Origin of the sequence: Micromonospora sp. DT47 (assembly GCF_049844475.1) — a bacterium.
Taxonomy (GTDB): Bacteria; Actinomycetota; Actinomycetes; order Mycobacteriales; family Micromonosporaceae; genus Micromonospora.
Genome location: NZ_JBNCLC010000045.1, coordinates 1 through 19536, shown reverse-complemented (window position 1 = coordinate 19536; position 19536 = coordinate 1). Strand labels below are relative to the sequence as shown.

The window sequence follows — 19536 nt, the reverse complement described above, 5'->3', positions numbered from 1 at the left end:
AGGGTGCGGTCCAGCCGGATCCGACCGGTCTGGCGATCCATCTCGTACTTGTTGCGCGTTCCCCTGGGGACCTCGATGGTGACGTCGAACTCCATGCGGCTGCTCCGCCCTTCGGACCTCAGTCTCCGACCGGCTATCGGCCTGGTCGGTGATGAACACGGCGATCTCGCTGCCGTGCGAGTGTCGAACACCGACAACAACGCGGCGGGCCAGTAGCTGTAACGGCTGGTTCGGCGGGGCGAACGCAGGCACCCCGAGAAGTGTTCCGCCGCGGTGGGGGCCCGCCGGCATTCGACCGATGCGGGACCGTTGTGGTAGGTCAGTTCGCCCAGGAGCGAGGTGAGTTCAACAGAGGTAGGAGCAGAGCGAGGACCAAGAGCAGTTCCCGGATGCGGCCGGCGCGGCGGCGTATGACGCGCCGGATCTGTTCGCGGCGCATTTCGCGCGGCTGCGCGAGCAGCTGGGCCAGCAGTCACCAGCCGGCGAACGCCAGGAAGAAGTTCAGGGCGAGAGGACCCCCTGCAGGTGGAACAGGCTGGCCACCCGCTTCCCGACCGGGTCGCTGCGGTAGCCGGTTAGTACCTGGTCAGCGGCCACCCAACAGCGTTGTAAGCAGCAACGGCAGGAGCAGGACGGTCACGAGCAGAATCACCCGCACCCGACCCGAGCGCCGTTCGACGGCCCGCTTCACCCGTACGCCCAGCCGCACCGGGATGGATCCCCCTGTGCGGATGACGGAAGACTCAGTCGTGACGGACGGATCAACTGGCATCGAGGTCCTCTCGTGATCCTTGACGCTCTCCTCCGGGCGACCGGATGCGACCGGGACGGCGGCCCGTCAGCTGGGCACTCCGGCCCTAAGCTGGGCCAGGGAACGCTTCAGCAGCCGGGACACGTGCATCTGCGATATTCCGACTTCGGTGGCGATCCGCGCCTGGGTCATGTGGCGGTAGAACCGCATGGTGAGAATCCGACGCTCACGCAGGGGAAGGGCGGCGAGTAACGGCAGTAGTGTCAGGTGATCGTCCACGTCCGCGTAGCCGGGATCGAAGGCGCCGATGAGTTCGATGGTCTCGATGTCGTCGGCACCGCGGTGGGGCGCGTTGAGGGATGCCAGGCGGTAGGCCTGCGATGCGGTGAGGGCGGCCAGGATTTCGTCGACGCTCACTTCCAGGTGGTCGGCGAGTTCCGCGGTGGTCGGGTGGTGGCCCTGTCGCTGTGTGAGTTCGCCCGTGGCGGCTCGCACTCTGCTGTTCAGCTCCTGGGCTCGGCGCGGTACCCGCATCGCCCATGTCGTGTCGCGGAAGTGCCGGCGGAGGGCGCCGAGGATGGTCGGGACCGCGTAGCCGAAGAACGGTACGCCTCGGCTGACGTCGAAACCATCAACGGCCTTGACCAGGGCGAGAGCCGCGACCTGCGCCAGGTCGTCGTAGGGCTCTCCGCGTCCGGTGTATCGGCGGGCCAGTCGGCTGGCCATCGGCAGGTCAGCCTCGATGATCCGGGCCCGGAGCCTCGCGTGATCGGGATGGTCGCAGGTCAGGGCGGCAAGTCGACGCAACAGCTGTTCGCGAGTCGCCGATATCTCACCCGGCAGCGGAAAACGGGGAACGGTCGTGATGGGGATGACCATTGTTCAACGCCCCTTGCGGGCTGGTGGCTGCGAGGCTGGCGGCCACCGGGGACCCGGGCGACAACCTCACCGTACGCCCTGTTGCCTGAGTAAGCACCGGGGAAGTCGTCCAGCGGGACACGACCACCGGAAGAAGGCGCTCCAACGGCATCGGCCTGAGCCGGCGTCAGCCGCGCTGCTTGACTACCGCTCCCGGCGCGAGCTGCTCGGAACCGTCGACAATCGCCTGAGCCACGTCGGACAGCCGTCGGTTGTGGCTGCGGGCGCCGTTGCGCAGCAGCGCGAAGGCCTCTCCCACGTCCACGTGGAGGCGCTCGGCGAGCACACCCTTAGCCTGCTCGATCAGGACTCGGCTGTTGAGTGCGGTCTGCAGCTGTTCGGTGAGGATGTCGCGGCGGTGGATGGCGCGTTGCTGGAGCAGGCCGATGGTGGCCACGTCGGCCAGGGCCTGACCGATGCGGAGCTTGCCTTCGTCGAGTGCGCCCGGGTGGGTGTCGAAGAGGTTCAGCGCGCCGATCACCTCGGAGCGCAGGCGCATGGGTAGGGCGTGTACCGCGGCGAACCCGACTTCGGCCGCGGCGGCGGTGAACCGCGGCCATCGGCCGGCGGCGGCCAGGTCGACCACCGACAGGGGCTGGCCGGTACGGAAGCAGTCCACACACGGACCCTGGTCGGTCTGCAGCTGGAACAGCTCCAGCAGCCTCGTGCGTTCGGAGGAGGCGGCCACCACCTGCAGGGTGTCCTGCTGGTCGGTCAGCAGCAACCCGGCCGCCGAGATGCCCAGCAGCTCGACACACCGTTCGGTCAGCACGTGCAGGAACTCGAGCACGTCGAAATCGTCGACGAGCGTGTCGGCCATTTCCACGAACACGTCGGCTAGCTGACTCTCGGCCATGTCACTCACCCTGGTCATATCATAGTCCCGCCGGTTCTCCGGCGGTACGGGGCCGTGGTCCGCGCCGCCGCCTCGCGCCGGCCGGGGTCCGGCTCTCACCCGGCCCCGCCATCCCGTGCGTCGTCGGTGGAGTCGAAACGCAGGCGGCGGGCTACCACGTCACCTGCCACATCCCGCAGGCGCCGGCCGTGGGAGTAGGCGAAGGCGCGTAACCGGATCAGCGCCACCGCCGCGGTCACCCCCAACTGGACCGTGACCATCCCCGTGGCCTGGTGCACCTCGGGATGCTGCAGACCGGCCTGCTCGGGCCAACGCTCGTCCCGGTCCGGCTGCGCGCCATCGAGCAGCACCGCGCACGCCGTGTCAGCCAACAACAGGGCGCCGGCCAGCTGCTCGCCGTCGAGGCCGCCAGACCGCGCACGGTAGAGGTCCAGTACACCGAGACGGATCCCGCCGACCCGGAGCGGCAGCGCGAACACCGCACGGACCCCGGCGAGCGCCGCCGCCGGGGCGAACGCCGGCCAGCGGGCCAGGCACTCCGGCGCCGCCAGATCGGCGACCAGTTCCGGGCCGCCGGTGATCGCGTCCACGCACGGACCCTCACCGAGGGTCAGGGCCAGCTCCTCCAGCTCCGACGCGATCCGGTCACTGGCACACAGCACCTCCCGTGGGGTGGCGCGCAGCGTCACCGCGACAGCGGCAGAGTCGACGCCGGCGACCGCCACCGACGCGGCGCAGACGTGCTCGACCGCGACCGTGTCGCCCTGGGCCACGTCCACGACCAGGGTCCACAGCCGGATTCTGCGATCGGAGTTCATCGGTTCGCCGTACCGGGATCGGCCCCGCGCCCACAATCGGACGCGGTCAGTCGGAGCACAGGCACGCGGGTGCGAGAAGCGCCTCGCAAGCGGGGACGGGTCCCGCTGATTCGCTCGTCCAAGACTGGCTCCGACCCGGGTCGTCCGAAGCGGACATATGCCGTGCGGATGACCGGGGTCCCGGGCGACGCTCTCACCGTACTCCTGATCGGCGCCCCTGCGCGGCGGGCACCCGGCGACCTGGGCCGCGAAGGCGGTAGCCGACACGATCAGCGGCAGGCACGCAGAAGCGTACGATGGTAGTTGTCGCTCGGGACCCCGGTGGCTGACAGTTCGCCGCTGGCGGACGCACCCCACCGATCGAGGTTGCCGTGTTGGCCGCCCGACGCACGACATCAACCGGTCGCGTCGCCGGCCACCTCGTGCGCCCGTGGGCCCGACCCGTCCCGTCGCACCGGCGTTCCGGACTGGGACACCGCGTCACACGCCCGCCATCGCCCATGCCTGCGCTGGCTCCTCACGGCATTCAGGCATGTCAGCTGCTCCCTGGAAGGCGGCGGTCTGTGATGACCGCACCCCGCAACCATCCTGACCCGGTTCCCCCGATTAACGGCCGCGACGGCACCGACGCCGCTTCCTGGCCCACGCCGGACCGACCGGCGGCGGCACGCTCCCGGATGGGCGGCCTGTGGGTCGCCGCCGTGGTGTTCGCGTTCGTGCTCCTGCTGCTCCTGATCTTCGTGCTGCAGAACGGCCAGCGTGCCGAGGTGTCGTTCCTCGGCGCGCACGGACACCTGCCCATGGGCGTTGCCCTGCTGCTGGCCGCGGTCTTCGGGATCCTGCTCGTCGCCCTCCCCGGCACGGCCCGCATCGTGCAGCTCCGGATGCTCCAACGCCGTCCCGCCGGAAACCCCGACGCCCGACCCAGGCCCGGTCCGCTGTCCCCGACGGTGACCAGCACCGCCCGCGTTACGCCGCCGCGTACATACCGCCAGGACAGGTGAGCCATGCCCACCACCGTGATCCCCCCGTCGCCGCCCTCCCAGCCCCGACTGTCCCTCGCTCCCAACAGGGGCCGGGCGGTCCTGGACGGCGGATGGTGGCCGCGTTCCTGGGACCCGTTGGCTGAACTCCCCGGCCTCGTCCTCGCCCTGTCCGAACGGTATGGCCGGATTCGGCACATCATGCTCAACATCCACACCTGGGACAGCCGGATCCGCCGGTTGGCGGTCGGACCGGACGTGGTCCGGATCGGCTGGTTCGACACCCTCGACCCCACCCTGCTGATCGCCACCACCGGCCGCGACGACCAGGTCGACCTGCTCGTCGTGCCACCCGGCACGACACCCGAGGCAGCCGAGCGGGCCATGGCCACCGCCGCCGACCCGACCAACCTCAGGCACGCACCCGACATCCTCACCGCCGGACCGACCCCGCAGGACGCGACAACGACGACCAGCTCCGACGCGTGCGCGGTGTGGGACAACGAGGGCGGCAGCCCCGCGTCGGGCGGAATCCACCGAGGCCGCACCGAATCCACCACCCGTCCCCGCACTGAAGTGCCCGCATGAACGCTCTCGAGACAACCATCGTGATCGCGATCGTGGCGATCGGCATCATCGGCCTCATCACCGCCGCCCGAGCGGTGCGCGTCGTCCAGCAGTCCGAACGCGCGGTGGTCTTCCGCCTCGGCCGGGTGCAGGAGGGCAGCCGCAGCCCGGGGCTGACCCTCATCGTCCCCGGCGTCGACCGGCTGGTGAAGGTCAACCTGCAGATCACCACCCTCAGCGTTCCCGCCCAGGACGGCATCACCCCCGACAACGTCTCCGTACGCGTCGACGCGGTCGTCTACTTCCGCGTCGTCGACCCCGTCAAGGCTCTGGTGAACGTGCAGAACTATTTTTACGCCGTATCCCAGGTTGCCCAGACCTCGCTGCACGGTGATCGGCCGCCGACCTCGACGAACTGCTCTCCGACCGGGACAAGCTCAACTCCGAACTCACCAGCATCATCGACACACCGACCGAAGGACCGTGGGGTGTGAAGGTCGAACGTGTCGAGGTCAAGGACGTCGCGCTGCCCGAATCCATGAAGCGGTCCATGTCCCGCCAGGCGGAGGCCGAACGCGAACGCCGCGCCCGGGTCATCGCCGCGGACGGCGAATACCAGGCTGCCACCAAACTCGCCCAGGCCGCCGCCACCAGCGAGCCCGATCCCGAGGCCACGCCGATACCGGTGGGCTGACCGGACGTGGCACCGCCCGGTGACCCTCCCCGGTCACCGGGTCGGCGCCGGTGGGATCGGCTACGACCCGGGTGCTCGCCAACCCCGGGATGGGATGTGCGGCGACGACGGCTGGCAGCGAGCCGCGAGCCGCGAGTCAGTTGGCGGCAAGCGGCAGGCAGTCAATCAGTCGGTCGGTGTGTGGAAGGAAGTTCTGACGTGTGCCGGCGGTTCGGTTCCCAGCGCGACGGCGAGTTCGCGACCGAGGAGATCGTCATAGGCGGTGCCGAGGGTCGGCGTAGGGCCGTTGATCTCGCGGAGCCGGTCTGCGGCCCGGCGAGCGGCGATGGCGGTCACCCAGGCGGTGCCGTCGAGCCGGCGGGAGGTGGGCATCGGCGCGAGCCGCCACACCTCGACGAACACCGCCCGGGTCACCGCCACGGCGAGCGCCGGGCTGTCGAGGCTCTCACAGACCTGCGTGAAGACGGCGCGGACGAGACGACGGTGGAAACGGCGGAAAGCGGCCTGGTCGCGGTCGGCGATCCGCTTGACGAGATCGTTGACGGACTCAGTACCCGGCACGACGTAGATGCGTGGGACAGGCATCCGATGCTCCTGGTGGTGTGCCTGCGGTTGGGGCACCGCCAAGGACCAGGGCAGCTACTGCGTCCCTCACCCTACGCCACCGGTCAAACCACGGAGCGCTCCGTTGTCCAGTTTCCGCAGCGCGGTGGCGCGCGAATTTCATCCTATTAGGCCGAGAAGCGCCGTTATTGTTAGGTGTGGCCGCGTCTGAGTTCATCCGGCCGGCGAAATTTCGCCACCGAAGGGTGCCACCGATTCCCGCTAGCCTGCGGTCGACCAGAGCGGGCAGCCGGTGACGACCGCGGTGGGGCTGGCGCGCAAGGGCGAGGGTCCGCAGCGAGCGACCCTGCTGGAGTTGCTTCTTGATCTGGTATTCGTCGCCGCACTCGCTCTGACTTCACAGACGCTGGCCAGGAATCTCGACTGGGGCGGCATTTTTCAAACCCTGGTGCTGCTGATGGCGATCTGGTGGGTCTGGTCCGTCACCGCACTAGCAACCGACCTCTACCATCCACAGCGGCCGCCCATCTTTCTCATGACGCTCTGGGTCATGCTCGGCACCATCCTGATGGCTGCCGCACTGCCCGCAGCCTTCTCCGACCACGCCATGGTGTTCGTGAGCGCGTACGTGGCGATCCACGTTGGCCGAGGCCTCTTCCTGGCGTCCGCGCTCCACAGCCGTCAGGCGCAACTACACGCCGGGCGGTTCATCTTCTGGTTTGTTGTCTCCGCCGCACCGTGGCTCACTGGCAGCCTCGTGGAAGGCACGGCGCGCGGCCTACTGTGGTCGGCAGCGCTCGCCATCGATTACGGAACAGCCTGGCGTCGTTACCCCACGCCCCGACTCGGTCGGGTGCCCACGTCACAGTACGAGGTGGCAGCCGACCACCTGGCCGAGCGCTACCAGCAGTTCTTCACCCTCGCCCTCGGCGATCTCATCCTCGTCACCACTCTGACCTACGCCGATAACGAGTTCACGGCCCACCGGACCGGGGCAATTCTGGTCGCGTTCGCCACGACAGTGCTGCTGTGGCAGATCTACGTCCACCGCGCCGGGGCACTGCTACAAGCAGCCATCGAAGCCTCCCACGACCCGGGCCGATTCGTGAGGTCCGCACCCTACACCCATTTGCTCATGGTGGCCGGCGTGGTCGCCGCCGCCGCCGGTTTCGAAATCGTCATCGCCCATCCCACCGAGGACACCACGCCCGGGCTGGTCAGCGTCGTTCTCGGCGGACCCGCGTTGTTCCTGGCCGGGCGGGCCCGATTCGAATACGAGGTATTCAGCCGGGTGTCGCCGTCCCGGCTGGTCGGGCTGCTCGTGCTGGCCGTCGCGGCACCCGCGATGCTGCTCGTACCCCCACTGGTGGTCGCCGTCGTGGGCACCCTCGTACTGGCCGGGATCGCCGTCGCGGACGCCGTTCGCGCCCATGGAGGTCCGCCCGAGCCACCATCACCCGCCCTCTAGCTCCCAATCCTCTCCCCACCAGCGGCCCAGCAACGGCTTGCGCCTTGGCCTGGCCGGGCTTCTCGGGCAGCCGTCCCGGCACGAGCTGAGGGCTGCGATCAGGCCCCCAACCGTGTCCTCGCACGGTGCGCGAGCATTGGCATCAACTGCTGTCGCCAAGTCTCGAGACTGATTGAGCCGCTGGACATGCCGCCGTGGGCGTATTTCTCCCGGTACACCGCCGAAGCCGGGTCACTGACGAGGTCAACATCCACGAGTTCACCGAACGCTGCGTGCAGAAGACTGACCACCTCGTCGACCGATGCCGGGATGTTCGTACCAGATAGGTGCTCGCGAAGAGCCCGCCATACGTAGGGATCTCCACGCAGACCCCACCTTGGCGGCTCGGGGTCGAACAGGTCGGCCACCGTCACAACCGCTGCATCATCGTGCGCCATGGTGGAAGTCTCGCGCAGCTGCGCTCTTGATCAAAAGCGGGCACTTCACTGGCCGGCAGTTTCCCGTGTCAGCCTGCCCGCCGCGCTGTTCAGCCCGCTCTACGTGCGTCGAGTGCTCCAGGGCTGGTTGCGGCCCCCGCCTGCATCGGGACTTGAGCTGAGGTCAGATCAGGCGCTGCTTGCGTAGTCGGGGAACGGGTCTTCGCCTTCGCCGAGCAGCAGCGGCACGTCGTACACCGACAGGTCCGCCCTGGGGCGCGCGAACCGGACGCGGTGACGCCACCGGTGGTGCTCGAACGCCGTGTCGACCTCGATGTCCGCCACGACGGTCGGCTCGACCTGGTCGTAGAGCAGCGGCTCGGGCCGGTCGAACTGGCCGGACCAGGCGGCGGGCAGCGGGGCGGGCCAGGGGTGGGTGCCGGCACCGCGGTGGGGCAGGCGCAGCGGGGACAGCAGCGTTGCCAGCTCCAGGCGCTGGCGCGTGGTCAGCGGAGGTCCTTCTTCATCCGGCCCTCGGCATGCCACAACACGATCCGCGCCCGCGTCCCGACCGCCGCCGACACCTCCGTGCTCGTCATGAGCGCACGATGCTCAGCACGCTGCTCCGCCGTCAACTCCACCCCGACTGCCAACCACACCATCGTCACCTAAAGACAACAGCATCACGTGCCGTTAGCCACTGACGTGGCGGAGGACGGCCAGGACCCGGCGGTTGTCGCTATCCGAGGACGGCAAACCGAGTTTCGCGAAGATGTTCGCAACGTGCTTCTCCACGACTCCGGAGGTGATGACAAGAGCCGCCGCGATCCCGGCGTTGGATCGTCCCTCCGCCATCAGCGAAAGCACCTCACGCTCCCGGGGGGTCAGCGACGCCACCCCGGCCGTGTCCTGCCCGGCCCGCATCAGGTGGCCGACCACCTCCGGATCCAGTGCGGTGCCACCGGATGCCACCCGGGTCAGCGCGTCCACGAAATCGGCGACGTCGGCGACGCGGTCCTTGAGCAGGTATCCGACGCCAGCCGGCCGATCGGCGAGCAGGCGGGTCGCGTAGCGGGTCTCCACGTACTGCGAGAACACCAGCACACCGACGTCGGGATGGTCGCGTCGGATGTCGATCGCGGCGCGTAGTCCCTCGTCGGTGTGCGTCGGTGGCATCCGGATGTCGATGATGGCTACATTCGGTACCACGGAGGCAATCGCGGACCGCAGCGCATCCGCGTCGGCCACCGCCGCGCACACCTCGAAACCGCGATCGGTGAGCAGCCGGACCAGCCCTTCGCGCATCATCGCGGCATCCTCCGCGATCACCACCCGCATGTCGTTGCCTCCGTTCACACGTGTGTGGGCAGCTCGATCTCGACCCGGGTCGGACCGCCGGTCGGACTGTGTACGCGCATCCGGCCGTCCACGACGGCGATGCGGCGGGCCAGGCCGGACAGGCCGGGACCGTCCGGGTTCGCCCCGCCGATGCCGTCGTCCTTGACGGTCAACATCAGGCGCTCGCCGGATCGGACGACGCCGAGCCCGATACGGGTCGCCCGGCTGTGTTTGGCCGCGTTCGCGAGCAGCTCGGAGGCGCAGAAGTAAGCGATGGTCTCGATCGCGGGCGCCGGGCGGTCGGGCAGCTCGACGTTCACCGCGACCGGGATGGCGCTGCTCGTCGCAAGCGTTGCCAGTGCGTCGCCGAGACCGTTGTCGAGGACCGGCGGGTGGATCCCGCGCACCAGGTCGCGCAGGTCGGCGAGGGCATCCTTCGCTCCGCGGTGGGCGAGCGCGACCAGTTCGCGGGCCTGTGCGAGGTCGGGTGGCGGGCCGTCGACACCGAGCTTCTCGGTCGCCATGCCGAGGTTCATCGCCAGCGTGGCCAGCCGGATCTGCGCGCCGTCGTGCAGGTCCCGTTCCAGCCTGCGCATCATCGCGGCCGCGTCGTCGATCGCGCGGGCCCGGCGGACCTGCAGTTCGCGTACCCGCTCGGCGAGCCGACGCGGACCGAGCAGCCGTCGCATCGCGGCAAGGTCCAGTGTCGTACCGGTCCGCATCAACCACGGTGCGATCAGCAGCATGGCGAGGCCGGCCGCGGCGATGAGGAACGTTCCGGCGAACGTCCGCGTACCGATAGTGCCGAATGGCGTCAGCGCCCACACCGGCCCGAGGCGCGTGCCGGCCGGGTGGTTGCGAAACAGCGGCCACCATACCGGGTAGCTGAGGTTGACCAGGCCGAACACGTAGCAGAACGCGCCGTAGCCCTCGGGGATGGCCAGTGGCACCTTGAGCAGGCCGTACCCGACGGCGCGCCAGCCCGGTCCGTCGGAGACCACGGCGCTGATCCGCTTCGAGAGCCGGGGCGGCGGGGCGTCCACGTGCACGTCGAGCAGCCGGTCCGCGAGTGAGCGATGCACGGCTCCCATCGCGCGCCCGATCGGGGCGGCCAGCACGACCAGGAGCGCGATGGTGAGTGGGAACAGGACCAGGAACACCGGTGCGACGGCAGGTGCGGGCCGGTTGGACATGGCTCCGGTCGCCCAGAGGATGAGGACGCCCAGGGCCGGCACGATCGCCGGTACGGTCAGGATCGCGGCGGCACTGACCACGCCGACGACGCAGAACACCGCCTGGCGCAGGGCCAGTGTGGTGAACGGAGCGCACAGCGCGGTCATCAGCCCATTGTCGCTGGTCACGCGTCGCGATGGCGGAGCAGCACGCCGCCGCACAGGATCGCTACCGCCGCGTACCCGCACATCAGCAGCGCGCTGATCCAGCTGGAGAACAGCCCGGGTACCGGCGAGGTCACCGCGATCGAGTTGAGCAGCATCATCAGCGGGACGAAGCGGCCGACCTGGATTCCGCTCTCGCCGAACAGGCCGGCCACAATCATCGGGACGAACATCAGACCGAACAGCGTGCCGATCGCGGCGCCCGAGTGCCGCACGATCGTCCCGATGCCGACCCCGATCAGCGCGGTGACGCACAGATAAACGCCGGTCAGCAGGACCGCGCGCAGGATCGCCGGGTCCCCGAGGGATGCGGCCGGGATGGCGGTGCCGCGGATCGCGAGCTGCCCGCTCAGATAGCCGGCGAAGCTCGCGACCAGGCCGACGGTGAGAGCCGCGCCGCCGCACACGGCGACCTTCGCGGCCAGGACGATCCGACGCCGCGGGACGGCGGCGAACGTCGAGCGGATCATCCCGGTGCCGTATTCGCCGGTCACCATCAGGACGCCGAGCGCTCCGAGGAGCAGCTGGGCCACAATGGCGCCGCCAAGGCTGTTGTTCAGGATCTGGGCGGCGGTGGCGACCGGGGTATGCGATCGGTAGCCGAGTCCCACCCCGGCCCCGGCCGCGGCCATCGAGACCACCGCCGCGATCGCCAGCCACCACGTCGACCGGACGCTGCTCAGCTTGATCCGCTCCATCCGGGCCGCGTGCCGGAATCCGTACCCGTTCATGACGCTCCCACTCCGCGATAGTCGGTGGCCTGCGAGGTGAGCCGGAAGAACGCGTCCTCCAGGCTGTCGTCGCCGGCGGCGAGTTCGGCGACGGTCGTCTCGGCTAGCAGCCGACCGCGGCCGATGACCACCAGCCGGTCGGCGGTCAGCGCCATCTCGGCGATCAGGTGGCTGGACACAAACACCGTCCGGCCTTCGGCGGCGAGTCCGCGCAGCAGGTCCCGGATCCAGCGGATGCCCTCCGGATCCAGTCCGTTGACCGGCTCGTCGAGCAGGAGGACGCCCGGGTCGCCGAGCAGGGCCACAGCGACGCCGAGCCGCTGGCGCATGCCGAGCGAGTACGTACCGGCACGCCGCGTTGCCGCGTCGGACAGACCGACGATGCGCAGCACGTGCTCGACCCGGGAACCGGGAATGTCGTTGCTCGCGGCCAGCGCGGCCAGGTGCGCACGGGCGCTACGGCCGGGATGGAACGCCCCGGCATCGACGAGCGCGCCGACGGTCTTCAACGGCCAGTTCAGGTCCGGGTACTGGACGCCGCCGATCAGTGCCTCGCCATGGTCCGGAGCATCCAGTCCGAGGATCATCCGCATCGTCGTCGACTTGCCGGATCCGTTCGGGCCGAGGAAGCCGGTCACCACCCCCGGCTGGACCCGGACGCTCAGCCCGTCGACGGCGACCCGGTCGCCGTAGCGTTTGGCCAGCTCACGTAGTTCGATCACACAATCGACGCTACGCAGCGCCGTCGGCGGTCGGAAGCCGGAAACCATCCGACTCCGCCTGGGGGTTTTCCGCCCCCCATCGCGGTCAAGGGATACTTGGAGTCGAAACGATGGCGCCGTTGCGTTGTCGGATCGGCGGACGTGTTGAACCCGGGTCGGGTCCGCGGTCAGATCGCCTGGGCGAGTTCGGTGAACGCAGCGGCGACCCGCGTGGTCGGCGGGGTGTCGATGGCGAGTTCGTAGTGTCCGCGGCGCAGGTTCTGCATGAACGCGTGTCCGGCGATGATCACCTGCGGTGACTTGTCCGTTCGTAGCCCGCGCATCGGTCTCAAACGGTGTTTCAACTGAGGATTCCGTTGTCCATCAAGCGTTCCGCGAACTTGATCGAGGTGTAGGTTCTACCCGCGGTCGCTGTGGTGGATCAACTCCTGGTCACGGGCGCTGTTGCGTTGCCGGATCCCATGGGCCGAGGCAGGCTTGACGGGTGACGCTGTCCAGCCTTCGTCGCCCTTGGTCGCCGCCGAAGTCGGCGTTCACCGGGTTCCGCTTCCCGTCCGAGGTGATCGTCGTCGCGGTCCGGTGGTACCTGCGGTACTGCCTCTCGTACCGAGACGTGGAGGAGCTGCTCATCGAACGCGGTGTTGACGTCGACCAGCACGGGCAGGTCATTGACGTGCTCGTCTCGGCCCGCCGCGATGCCACCGCGGCCCGGCGGTTCTTCCAGCGGGCGCTGCGGATGCTGAAGGTGACGCCCAGCGAGGTCGTCACCGACGCCGCCCCGGTTCACCCCGCCGTGCTCGACGACCTGATCCCCTCGGCCTGGCACCACGTCGAGCGGCACGCGAACAATCCGATCGAGGCCGATCACAGCCAGCTCAAACACCGGCCACCACGCCCGTGGACGTGGCCGCGGCGGCGACGGGCTGAAAGGATCGCAGCCGTGACCCCTCTGCCCCAACCCGAAGACCTCACGTCGCTGGTCCTGCGTACCGACTTCACCGATAACGCGGCGTGGGACGCACTGAAAGCCGCCCTCATCGCCGGAGACCCTTACCCCAACGCGACCTTCGTCAGCGACCCTCAGTACGCCGCGGTAGGCATCCATGCCCTGGTCCAAGCCGATGCCGACGCGGACGACGACGACAAGCTGACCTACCTGTTCCTCGCCGACTCGACCACCATGGCCGACGACGAACACCCGCTGCTCGCCGTCGACCTCTACGACCAGCCCGGCCGCACCTTCCGGGTGCCGCCCCGCTGGTACGCCGAAGTCTCCGCCAACATGTCCATCGCGAACATGGACTTCGCCGACTTCGCCGAGGCCGCCGACGAGTCCGGCACGTTCCGCGGCTTCGAGGGTGGCTGACCAAGCCCGTGAAGGAGAGGCCAATGGCCCGCCGAATCGGGCACGCCGCGGACTGGAGAGCGAGGCACAAGGTCTACCAGTACCGGCCGCCCGCGACGGAGACGACAGACTGACAGCTTGTCGCAGCACGTCGATAGCCCCCGCCGTCAGGTCTTATCCCGCGCCTTGAAGCGACACCCCTGTTGGCCCGTTCTGACCCGGTACCCGTTTCCCTACTCAGAAATTGGCCCGGCTTGCCGGCGGCGCAGCGTGCGGATCCACCCCTGGGCGGTGTGCCGGGGCACGTCATAATGGTCGGCGACAGCCGTCACACTGCCGGCCTGCTGGTAGACCGCTTCGAGATCGGCCGGTGAGCGCCGGTACACCCGTCCCTCGCCTCCGGAGGATCCGCCTTTGGCGATCCGCTTCGTGGCCTTCGCCGCCGTTGTCGTGGCCTTGGCGCCCGTTGCGGTCTTCGGCTTGCCCGCTCGGCTGTGGGTCGCGCCGGCGCCTGACGCCCGGGTGGCCTTCTTCGCTTTGCTTGCCTTGGTCGCCGCTGACGCCTGCTTGGGCACCACGACGTCAACCGCACCAGCGTCCACAGGGTTACTCGTAGCCGGCTCATCCGCACCCGTGGTAGGGGCGGTGGGCTGGACCGCCGTCGGCTCGGCGGCGGGCTCACCGTCGTCAATGGGCACGGCGCCGGCTGCGGGCGCCTCGTCGGGTACGGCAATGGGCGGCGTGGCTATCGCCTGCCGCCCACCGGCGGCGGGCGCGATCGCCCTCAAGAGCAGGTCCAGGTCGACTGCGGGGATCTGGCCCGCGGTCAGCCCGTCCCCCTGCCCGGCGCGAACGACCAGTTCGGTGATGCGCGGGGTGGTGTCGTTCACCTCGACCTTCAGGGTTGTGATCGCTCGACTGGGATCGTCCGCGGTGATGGTGATGGTGTAGGAACTCATCAAATCATGGCCTCCAATGTGGATACCGGCTGTCGCCTCATGTAAGACGTCCGGCAACGGGGCAGGAACTCCACCTGTTCACCGATCGGTGTTGGTGAAGAAAGTACCGCAGACCCCCTGAGCCGATATTTCAACCCATCACCCAGGTCGGTCGCTCAAGCGGTACGGCGCCGCTTGTTCTTGATCCTGCCGGCGACGGCGGTTGCGGCTTCATGGTGCAGCCACTTGACGACGCTCTGGCAAGTGTCGTGGTGGAGTGGCCGAGCTGGTCGGAGACGACTGATGTCGACGCCAGCGTCGAGGGCGAGGGTGGCGGCGCCGTGGCGCAGGTCGTGCAGGCGGATGGGTGGCAGCCCGGCTCGTTTGACGAGGCGGCGGAAGCGTTGGATGACGGCGTTGGGGTGCCAGGGTTTGCCGTCGGGGCGGACGAAGAACAGTCTGGTGTCTGGCCAGTCTGTGCCAGCGGCGAAGCGCCAGGCGGCGCGGCGGGCCTTGTAGGCGGTGAGCACGGGGTCGGGGTCGGGGTCGGGGTCGGGGTCGGGGTCGGGGTCGGGGTCGGGGCCGGGGCCGGGGTCGGGGTCGGGGCCGGGGTCGGGGCCGGGGTCGGGGTCGGGGCCGGGGTCGGGGTCGGGGTCGGGGTCGGGGTCGGGGCCGAGGATGACATCGCGGTTGCCGGCGTCGCTCTTGGGCCGTTTCTGGCGGGTTTCGTAGCCGTGGGTGGCGATCTGGTTGACGATGCTGACCTCGGCCTTGCCGAGGCGGACTTCGGCGTCGAGGAGGCCGCACGCTTCACCGCGGCGGGGTCCGCGGTAGGCCATGAAATGCAGTAGGGGGTGCAGGTCGGCGGCGTAGTCGAGGAACTGGACGAGGAGGTCGTCGGTCCAGACCATGACCGGACCGGGGACCTCACCCGTGGCCCTCCACCTCTCGACCCGTTCCGGCTCCCACACGATCGGCTTGGCCCGAGCATTGGGGGTCTTGACCAGGGTGGCAGGGTTCGGGATGCCGCTGACCACTTTGCGGGCGAGGTCTTCGATGTGGTGGGGGCGGCCGGGGCGCCGTCGGCCGCGCTATCCGGGGCGCTTCGCCGCCAAGCCGGTGCACCGCTGTGCGGTGGCGAGCTTGTCGAGGATGCGCTGCTGGCCAACCCCGGTGGCCGGCACCGGCCGGCCGCTGCCGGAGACCGTCGCCGGGACGAACTGGCTGTCCACCACTGTCCGGCCGCGTACGACCAGGTTCAGCACGCCGGAGTCCGTGCTGTGCGAATTGCCGTACCAGAGGAAGTTGCCCAGTCCGTAGTGCACGTAGGTCTGGCCCAGCCAGCCGTCGGCCAGCAGCGTGTGCGCGTGCGTACCGACCACGATGTCGGCGCCGGCCTCGGACAGCCTTCCGGCGAACGTCTTCATCTCCCCGCTCGGGCACGAATCGCCCTCGACGCCCCAGTGCATGAAGACGATGACCAGGTCGGCCCGCTCCCGCGCCGAACGCACCGCGGCGGTGGCCCGGGCGGGATCGAACGCCATTGCCACCCCCGGTCGGGTGTCCGTCGCCCGCCACGACCCGGCCAGGTCATGCACCTGTGACATGCCGAGCACCGCGATCCGCAGCCCTCGTACGGTGGTAACCCAGGGCGCATACGCCGCGTCGGCGTCGCGGCCCGCCCCGAACACCGGGTACTGGGCTTCCGCCGCGGCGTCGAGGGTGTCGGAGAGCCCCTGCTGGCCGTAGTCGAGGATGTGGTTGTTGGCGATCGACGCCGCGTCGACCCCGGCCGCGCGCAGCGCCGCGAAGGCGGTCTTCGGAGCCCGGAAGTGGTACGTCTTCGGCTGCGGGCTGCCCCGGTCGGTCACCGCCGTCTCCAGGTTGAGCAGCGTGACGTCGGCGTCGCGCAGCGTCGACGCGATCGCCCCGAAGGCCGTCTCCGGATCGTCGAGCAGGCGCAGGGTACGGCCGGTGAAGTGGACGTCACCGGCGAAGGCCAGCCGCACCTCGACCGGCGCGCTCGGCTCCGGCGTCGCGGTGCCGGTGGCGGACGGCGTCGGACCCGGCGTGGCCCCGCGCCAGACCGGCGCCGGGCCGGTCGATCCGGCGGCGCATCCGGCCAGCCCGACGCCGACCGCGACCGCCGTCAGCGCCGCCAGCGAGGTACGCGCCGTCCTGCGGATCACCCGGCCGAGGGTACGCGCTCCGGGCGACGCCCCGTGACCCGGCGGCCACCTGTACCGCTCGGAAAGTCGGTTACAGCTACGACACCTGGGCGTATTCGTTGATCAGCCCGTTGAGGATCTTCCGGCGGCGAACTCGTGCTGCGGTCACGTCGGCGACCGGTGAGGGCAGTACGTCGGTGGCGTTGGGTGGGTGTTGGCGTCGTCCTTGGTGAGGTCGGTGGTCGTTGTAGTGCGTCACGTACTCGCCGAGGTTGCCCAGTAGGTGGCGTTGGTTGTAGATCAGCATCCGGTCGAGGCACTCACGGCGGACCGTGCGTACCCAACGTTCCGCGTACGCGTTCGCCCGCGGCGCCCTCGGCGGGGTACGCGGGGTCACCGAGGTCCATCAACAGGTTCCGCGCCTGCTGGGTAACCCACTCCCCCGCCGGGTTCGTGGTGGCCCCGAGGATATGTACCCGCCGGGTCGCGATCTCCATCAGGAACAGCACGTAGACCCGGGTCAGACAGATCGTGTCCACATGCAGGAAGTCGCAGGCCAGGACGCCCCTGGCCTGAGCGGTCAGGAACTCGGTCCAGGTCGGCCCGCCGCGCCGCGGAGCCGGGTCGACGCCAGCGGCGGTCAGGATCGTCCACACGGTGCCGGAAGCGACCCGATAACCGAGCCTGAGGAGTTCGCCCTGCACTCGGCGGTGACCCCAGGTCGGGTTCTCCCAGGCCAGGCGCAGCACCAGGGCGCGGATCTCCGCCCGTATCGGTGGACGCCCGGGTCGTCGTTGCGGGTAGGTCCACTTCCGGGCGACCAGTTCACGGTGCCAGCGCGGCCCACCAGCCGCAGGATCTGACACAAGATCAGGTACCCGAAAGACAGGAACATGCCCGCCACCATGCCCCACGGCCGGCTAGCCGGGCCGCACAGAACCGCACCTCAGAGGCCAGAACCGGGTTTCCGAGCGGTACAGGTTTGGCGGTACGTGTACCGGGCGGTCGACCAGTACGGGCAGGTCACGTGCTCGTCTCGGCCCGCCGGGACGCCGGCGCGGCCCGGCGGTTCTTCCGCCAGGCGCTGTCGACGTTGAAGGTGACACCCACCAAGGTGGTAACCGATGCCGCCGCGGTCTACCCCGCCGTGCTCGACGAGCTGATCCCGTCCGCGTGGCACCACGTCGAGCAGTACGCGAACAATCCGATCGAGGCTGATCACAGCCAGCTCATCCACCGGTTGAAACCGATGCGCGGGCTGCGAACGGAGAAGACAGCAGAGGTAATCATCGCCGGCCACGCGTTCATGCAGAACCTCCGACGCGGACACTACGAACTCGCCATCGACACCCCGCCGACCACGCGGGTCGCCGCTGCGTTCACCGAACTCGCCCAAGCGATCTGACCCCGGACCACACCCGGGTTCAACACGTCCGCCGATCCGATAACGCAACGGCCCCCGCACTCGGCGGAGCTGCGCGCGGACCGCCTCGATGCTCGACGCCTGGACCTACCCGCGGCCCGCGGACGCCCCGGACGCCGCCGTCACCATGTCGCTGTACGGCGCCAACATGTGGCCGGCCGACGCGAGCGACCAGGCCGCCGACGAAGTGCTCGCGCTCCTGCGCAGCTGGGTGCAGCCACTCCGGCTGCTCACCGCGGCGGTGACTCACGATCGCGGCGGGTCCAACGTTTCCCCTTGCGAGAAGTGGTACGCCACAGGCCGCCACGTCACCACAACCCTGACCGGCGAACGCGTACGCGGATACTACTGGGCAAACCTGCTCACCGCCGGCCATCTGGCCCGTCTCGGCGGGCCGGCACAGCTGCGCGCCCACGCCGCCGAGCACGGGCTCATTGTCGAGGCCGCAGACCCGCAGGGCGACGACGACACGGTGATCCTGCGCGCCCCCGGACCCGTCACCGCGTTCGACGACGACCTGCTCGCCGTGGCCAGACACGTCCTCACACCCGCGCTGATGCACCTGCAATACGCGATGTACCTCGGCTACCCGCTGCGCATCATCCCCGATCCGGGCACCGCGTTCCGCAAGGTGCCGCCGGGCAGCCCGTTCCCTCGGCTGCTCGACGGACGCGGCCCGTACGCCGACGAGGTGCCGTAACCGCGGGCTGCAGCCGCGGATGCTCAGTGGCCGGGAGCCGTCTTCCGGCCGGCCCTCGGCTCCACGCCGGCCAGCTGATCCCCGACGGCCACCCGTCCGATCTTCAGCCGCGACACCACCCGGATCTTGAGCGGGCCCCACGCGTACCCGCTCAGGTGCTATGGCCTCGCCCGCTAGCGATCATGGGGGACCGCGCTGATGGAGAACTTCTGGTCCACCCTGAAGATCGAACTCGTGTACCGGAACTCGTGGCGCACCCGCGACGACGCCGAGAACGCGATCTTCACCTACATCGACGGCTGGTACAACTCCCGCCGCATCCAGAAAGACCTCGGCTACCTCAGCCCTGACGAGTACGAGACCGCCTGGTACACCAACCAGGCCAACCAACCCCCGACAGCTATCGTTCAACCTGAGCCAACCGGCGCCAGGTAACCACCACTCCGCGAAAGCGGGGGGACCTCAGTCGATCAGCCGTTATTTGTACACACCCGGCCAGGACTACAGATCGTGCCACGGATTGGCAAGAATGGGCGCATGGGAAAGCAATACGAATAATTTGTAGCCGAGGATGACGCGGCCGCCGCGGCCTTCATGCACGCGGCGGCATGGCCGCCGCCCGCCTTTCCCAACGAGGACATCCGGCTGGACGAGCTTGACGACTTAGAGCCTGGTAAATAAGGGGTTCCGGGCGTCGGCTGGCCTCGTGGAGATTGATGATTGCGGCCGTACGGGCGTG

At 69.3% G+C, this 19536-nt stretch carries 22 protein-coding genes and 4 pseudogenes; 9 read left to right on the top strand and 17 right to left on the bottom strand.

Annotation, left to right across the window (positions count from 1 at the left end):
* The 4 genes from ACLQ2U_RS31605 to ACLQ2U_RS31590 all read right to left on the bottom strand — a co-directional run.
* The coding region (locus ACLQ2U_RS31605; protein ID WP_425752868.1) for an inorganic diphosphatase at positions 1-95 on the bottom strand (95 nt) is incomplete at its 3' end.
* Between the two features lie 743 nt (positions 96-838).
* Positions 839-1630 carry a SigB/SigF/SigG family RNA polymerase sigma factor gene (locus tag ACLQ2U_RS31600; protein ID WP_425754551.1) on the bottom strand — a complete coding sequence of 264 codons (792 nt, stop codon included), beginning with the start codon at positions 1628-1630 and terminating at the stop codon, positions 839-841.
* A gap of 166 nt (positions 1631-1796) precedes the next feature.
* Positions 1797-2525 (bottom strand): GAF and ANTAR domain-containing protein, encoded by a 729-nt coding sequence (locus tag ACLQ2U_RS31595; protein WP_425754550.1) that lies wholly within the window; start codon positions 2523-2525, stop codon positions 1797-1799.
* Positions 2526-2620: 95 nt separating this feature from the next.
* Positions 2621-3343, bottom strand: a complete 723-nt coding sequence (locus tag ACLQ2U_RS31590; protein WP_425754549.1) for a GAF and ANTAR domain-containing protein — start codon at positions 3341-3343, stop codon at positions 2621-2623.
* A gap of 677 nt (positions 3344-4020) precedes the next feature.
* On the opposite strand from ACLQ2U_RS31590, the gene ACLQ2U_RS31585 reads away from it, so the two are divergent.
* The 3 genes and pseudogenes from ACLQ2U_RS31585 to ACLQ2U_RS31575 form a co-directional block, all read left to right on the top strand.
* Entirely contained in the window at positions 4021-4347 is a 327-nt protein-coding gene (locus tag ACLQ2U_RS31585; RefSeq protein ID WP_425754548.1) for a lipopolysaccharide assembly protein LapA domain-containing protein, read from the top strand.
* 3 nt (positions 4348-4350) lie between these two features.
* Positions 4351-4914, top strand: coding sequence for a DUF5994 family protein (locus ACLQ2U_RS31580; protein WP_425754547.1), 564 nt, complete (start codon positions 4351-4353; stop codon positions 4912-4914).
* Positions 4911-5566: pseudogene (locus ACLQ2U_RS31575) on the top strand (SPFH domain-containing protein); the annotation flags it as partial. The gene ACLQ2U_RS31580 and the pseudogene ACLQ2U_RS31575, both read left to right, overlap by 4 nt.
* Before the next feature lie 186 nt (positions 5567-5752).
* Here ACLQ2U_RS31575 and ACLQ2U_RS31570 read toward each other — a convergent pair.
* The gene (locus tag ACLQ2U_RS31570; protein ID WP_425754546.1) at positions 5753-6172 is read right to left on the bottom strand and encodes a hypothetical protein; all 420 of its coding nucleotides are present in this window, start codon (positions 6170-6172) and stop codon (positions 5753-5755) included.
* Positions 6173-6443: 271 nt separating this feature from the next.
* Between ACLQ2U_RS31570 and ACLQ2U_RS31565 the strand changes: the two genes are divergently transcribed.
* Positions 6444-7619, top strand: coding sequence for a low temperature requirement protein A (locus ACLQ2U_RS31565; RefSeq protein ID WP_425754545.1), 1176 nt, complete (start codon positions 6444-6446; stop codon positions 7617-7619).
* Between the two features lie 98 nt (positions 7620-7717).
* Here ACLQ2U_RS31565 and ACLQ2U_RS31560 read toward each other — a convergent pair whose 3' ends face one another.
* The 7 genes and pseudogenes from ACLQ2U_RS31560 to ACLQ2U_RS31530 all read right to left on the bottom strand — a co-directional run.
* A complete protein-coding gene (locus ACLQ2U_RS31560; protein ID WP_425754544.1) occupies positions 7718-8056 on the bottom strand; it encodes a hypothetical protein in 339 nt (112 codons plus the stop codon).
* A gap of 168 nt (positions 8057-8224) precedes the next feature.
* Positions 8225-8581 carry a hypothetical protein gene (locus ACLQ2U_RS31555; RefSeq protein WP_425754543.1) on the bottom strand — a complete coding sequence of 119 codons (357 nt, stop codon included), beginning with the start codon at positions 8579-8581 and terminating at the stop codon, positions 8225-8227.
* A 147-nt stretch (positions 8582-8728) separates the two neighbouring features.
* Entirely contained in the window at positions 8729-9373 is a 645-nt protein-coding gene (locus tag ACLQ2U_RS31550) for a LuxR C-terminal-related transcriptional regulator (RefSeq protein WP_425754542.1), read from the bottom strand.
* Positions 9374-9387: 14 nt separating this feature from the next.
* On the bottom strand, positions 9388-10713 hold the full coding sequence (locus ACLQ2U_RS31545) for a sensor domain-containing protein (protein WP_425754541.1): 1326 nt from the start codon (positions 10711-10713) through the stop codon (positions 9388-9390).
* 17 nt (positions 10714-10730) lie between these two features.
* On the bottom strand, positions 10731-11402 hold the full coding sequence (locus tag ACLQ2U_RS31540) for an ABC transporter permease subunit (RefSeq protein WP_425754540.1): 672 nt from the start codon (positions 11400-11402) through the stop codon (positions 10731-10733).
* A gap of 95 nt (positions 11403-11497) precedes the next feature.
* Positions 11498-12223, bottom strand: coding sequence for an ABC transporter ATP-binding protein (locus ACLQ2U_RS31535; RefSeq protein ID WP_425754539.1), 726 nt, complete (start codon positions 12221-12223; stop codon positions 11498-11500).
* 167 nt (positions 12224-12390) lie between these two features.
* Positions 12391-12570 (bottom strand): annotated as a pseudogene (locus ACLQ2U_RS31530) (IS6 family transposase); the annotation flags it as partial.
* Positions 12571-12713: 143 nt separating this feature from the next.
* On the opposite strand from ACLQ2U_RS31530, the pseudogene ACLQ2U_RS31525 reads away from it, so the two are divergent.
* Together ACLQ2U_RS31525 and ACLQ2U_RS31520 are read left to right on the top strand one after the other, a co-directional pair.
* Positions 12714-13148, top strand: a pseudogene (locus ACLQ2U_RS31525) (DDE-type integrase/transposase/recombinase); the annotation flags it as partial.
* A gap of 15 nt (positions 13149-13163) precedes the next feature.
* Positions 13164-13589: a DUF6924 domain-containing protein gene (locus tag ACLQ2U_RS31520; protein ID WP_425754552.1), complete on the top strand. Its 426-nt coding sequence runs from the start codon at positions 13164-13166 to the stop codon at positions 13587-13589.
* 212 nt (positions 13590-13801) lie between these two features.
* On the opposite strand, the gene ACLQ2U_RS31515 is transcribed toward ACLQ2U_RS31520, so the two are convergent.
* The 5 genes from ACLQ2U_RS31515 to ACLQ2U_RS31495 form a co-directional block, all read right to left on the bottom strand.
* Positions 13802-14527: a hypothetical protein gene (locus ACLQ2U_RS31515; RefSeq protein ID WP_425754538.1), complete on the bottom strand. Its 726-nt coding sequence runs from the start codon at positions 14525-14527 to the stop codon at positions 13802-13804.
* A gap of 155 nt (positions 14528-14682) precedes the next feature.
* Positions 14683-15417 carry a tyrosine-type recombinase/integrase gene (locus ACLQ2U_RS31510; RefSeq protein WP_425754537.1) on the bottom strand — a complete coding sequence of 245 codons (735 nt, stop codon included), beginning with the start codon at positions 15415-15417 and terminating at the stop codon, positions 14683-14685.
* A gap of 180 nt (positions 15418-15597) precedes the next feature.
* Entirely contained in the window at positions 15598-16695 is a 1098-nt protein-coding gene (locus ACLQ2U_RS31505; RefSeq protein WP_425754536.1) for a CapA family protein, read from the bottom strand.
* A gap of 76 nt (positions 16696-16771) precedes the next feature.
* The gene (locus ACLQ2U_RS31500; RefSeq protein ID WP_425754535.1) at positions 16772-17071 is read right to left on the bottom strand and encodes an integrase core domain-containing protein; all 300 of its coding nucleotides are present in this window, start codon (positions 17069-17071) and stop codon (positions 16772-16774) included.
* Complete coding sequence (locus ACLQ2U_RS31495) at positions 16995-17540, bottom strand: helix-turn-helix domain-containing protein (RefSeq protein ID WP_425754534.1); 546 nt, start codon at positions 17538-17540, stop codon at positions 16995-16997. The genes ACLQ2U_RS31500 and ACLQ2U_RS31495 overlap by 77 nt, the downstream gene beginning before the upstream one ends.
* A 117-nt stretch (positions 17541-17657) precedes the next feature.
* Between ACLQ2U_RS31495 and ACLQ2U_RS31490 the strand changes: the two are divergent.
* The 3 genes and pseudogenes from ACLQ2U_RS31490 to ACLQ2U_RS31480 form a co-directional block, all read left to right on the top strand.
* Positions 17658-18079 (top strand): annotated as a pseudogene (locus tag ACLQ2U_RS31490) (DDE-type integrase/transposase/recombinase); the annotation flags it as partial.
* Positions 18080-18167: 88 nt separating this feature from the next.
* Positions 18168-18797 (top strand): hypothetical protein, encoded by a 630-nt coding sequence (locus tag ACLQ2U_RS31485; RefSeq protein ID WP_425754533.1) that lies wholly within the window; start codon positions 18168-18170, stop codon positions 18795-18797.
* A gap of 198 nt (positions 18798-18995) precedes the next feature.
* A complete protein-coding gene (locus ACLQ2U_RS31480; protein WP_425754532.1) occupies positions 18996-19232 on the top strand; it encodes an IS3 family transposase in 237 nt (78 codons plus the stop codon).
* Positions 19233-19536 lie beyond the last annotated feature (304 nt).

Bases quoted from the DNA above. Each gene is read 5' to 3' on its own strand.
- ACLQ2U_RS31515 (WP_425754538.1), bottom strand. From the start codon at position 14,527: ATGAGTTCCTACACCATCACCATCACCGCGGACGATCCCAGTCGAGCG.
- ACLQ2U_RS31550 (WP_425754542.1), bottom strand. From the start codon at position 9,373: ATGCGGGTGGTGATCGCGGAGGATGCCGCGATGATGCGCGAAGGGCTG.
- ACLQ2U_RS31600 (WP_425754551.1), bottom strand. From the start codon at position 1,630: ATGGTCATCCCCATCACGACCGTTCCCCGTTTTCCGCTGCCGGGTGAG.
- ACLQ2U_RS31560 (WP_425754544.1), bottom strand. From the start codon at position 8,056: ATGGCGCACGATGATGCAGCGGTTGTGACGGTGGCCGACCTGTTCGAC.
- ACLQ2U_RS31480 (WP_425754532.1), top strand. From the start codon at position 18,996: ATGGAGAACTTCTGGTCCACCCTGAAGATCGAACTCGTGTACCGGAAC.
- ACLQ2U_RS31570 (WP_425754546.1), bottom strand. From the start codon at position 6,172: ATGCCTGTCCCACGCATCTACGTCGTGCCGGGTACTGAGTCCGTCAAC.
- ACLQ2U_RS31545 (WP_425754541.1), bottom strand. From the start codon at position 10,713: ATGACCGCGCTGTGCGCTCCGTTCACCACACTGGCCCTGCGCCAGGCG.
- ACLQ2U_RS31580 (WP_425754547.1), top strand. From the start codon at position 4,351: ATGCCCACCACCGTGATCCCCCCGTCGCCGCCCTCCCAGCCCCGACTG.
- ACLQ2U_RS31540 (WP_425754540.1), bottom strand. From the start codon at position 11,402: ATGGCCGCGGCCGGGGCCGGGGTGGGACTCGGCTACCGATCGCATACC.
- ACLQ2U_RS31590 (WP_425754549.1), bottom strand. From the start codon at position 3,343: ATGAACTCCGATCGCAGAATCCGGCTGTGGACCCTGGTCGTGGACGTG.
- ACLQ2U_RS31510 (WP_425754537.1), bottom strand. From the start codon at position 15,417: ATGGTCTGGACCGACGACCTCCTCGTCCAGTTCCTCGACTACGCCGCC.
- ACLQ2U_RS31595 (WP_425754550.1), bottom strand. From the start codon at position 2,525: ATGGCCGAGAGTCAGCTAGCCGACGTGTTCGTGGAAATGGCCGACACG.
- ACLQ2U_RS31485 (WP_425754533.1), top strand. From the start codon at position 18,168: ATGCTCGACGCCTGGACCTACCCGCGGCCCGCGGACGCCCCGGACGCC.
- ACLQ2U_RS31585 (WP_425754548.1), top strand. From the start codon at position 4,021: ATGGGCGGCCTGTGGGTCGCCGCCGTGGTGTTCGCGTTCGTGCTCCTG.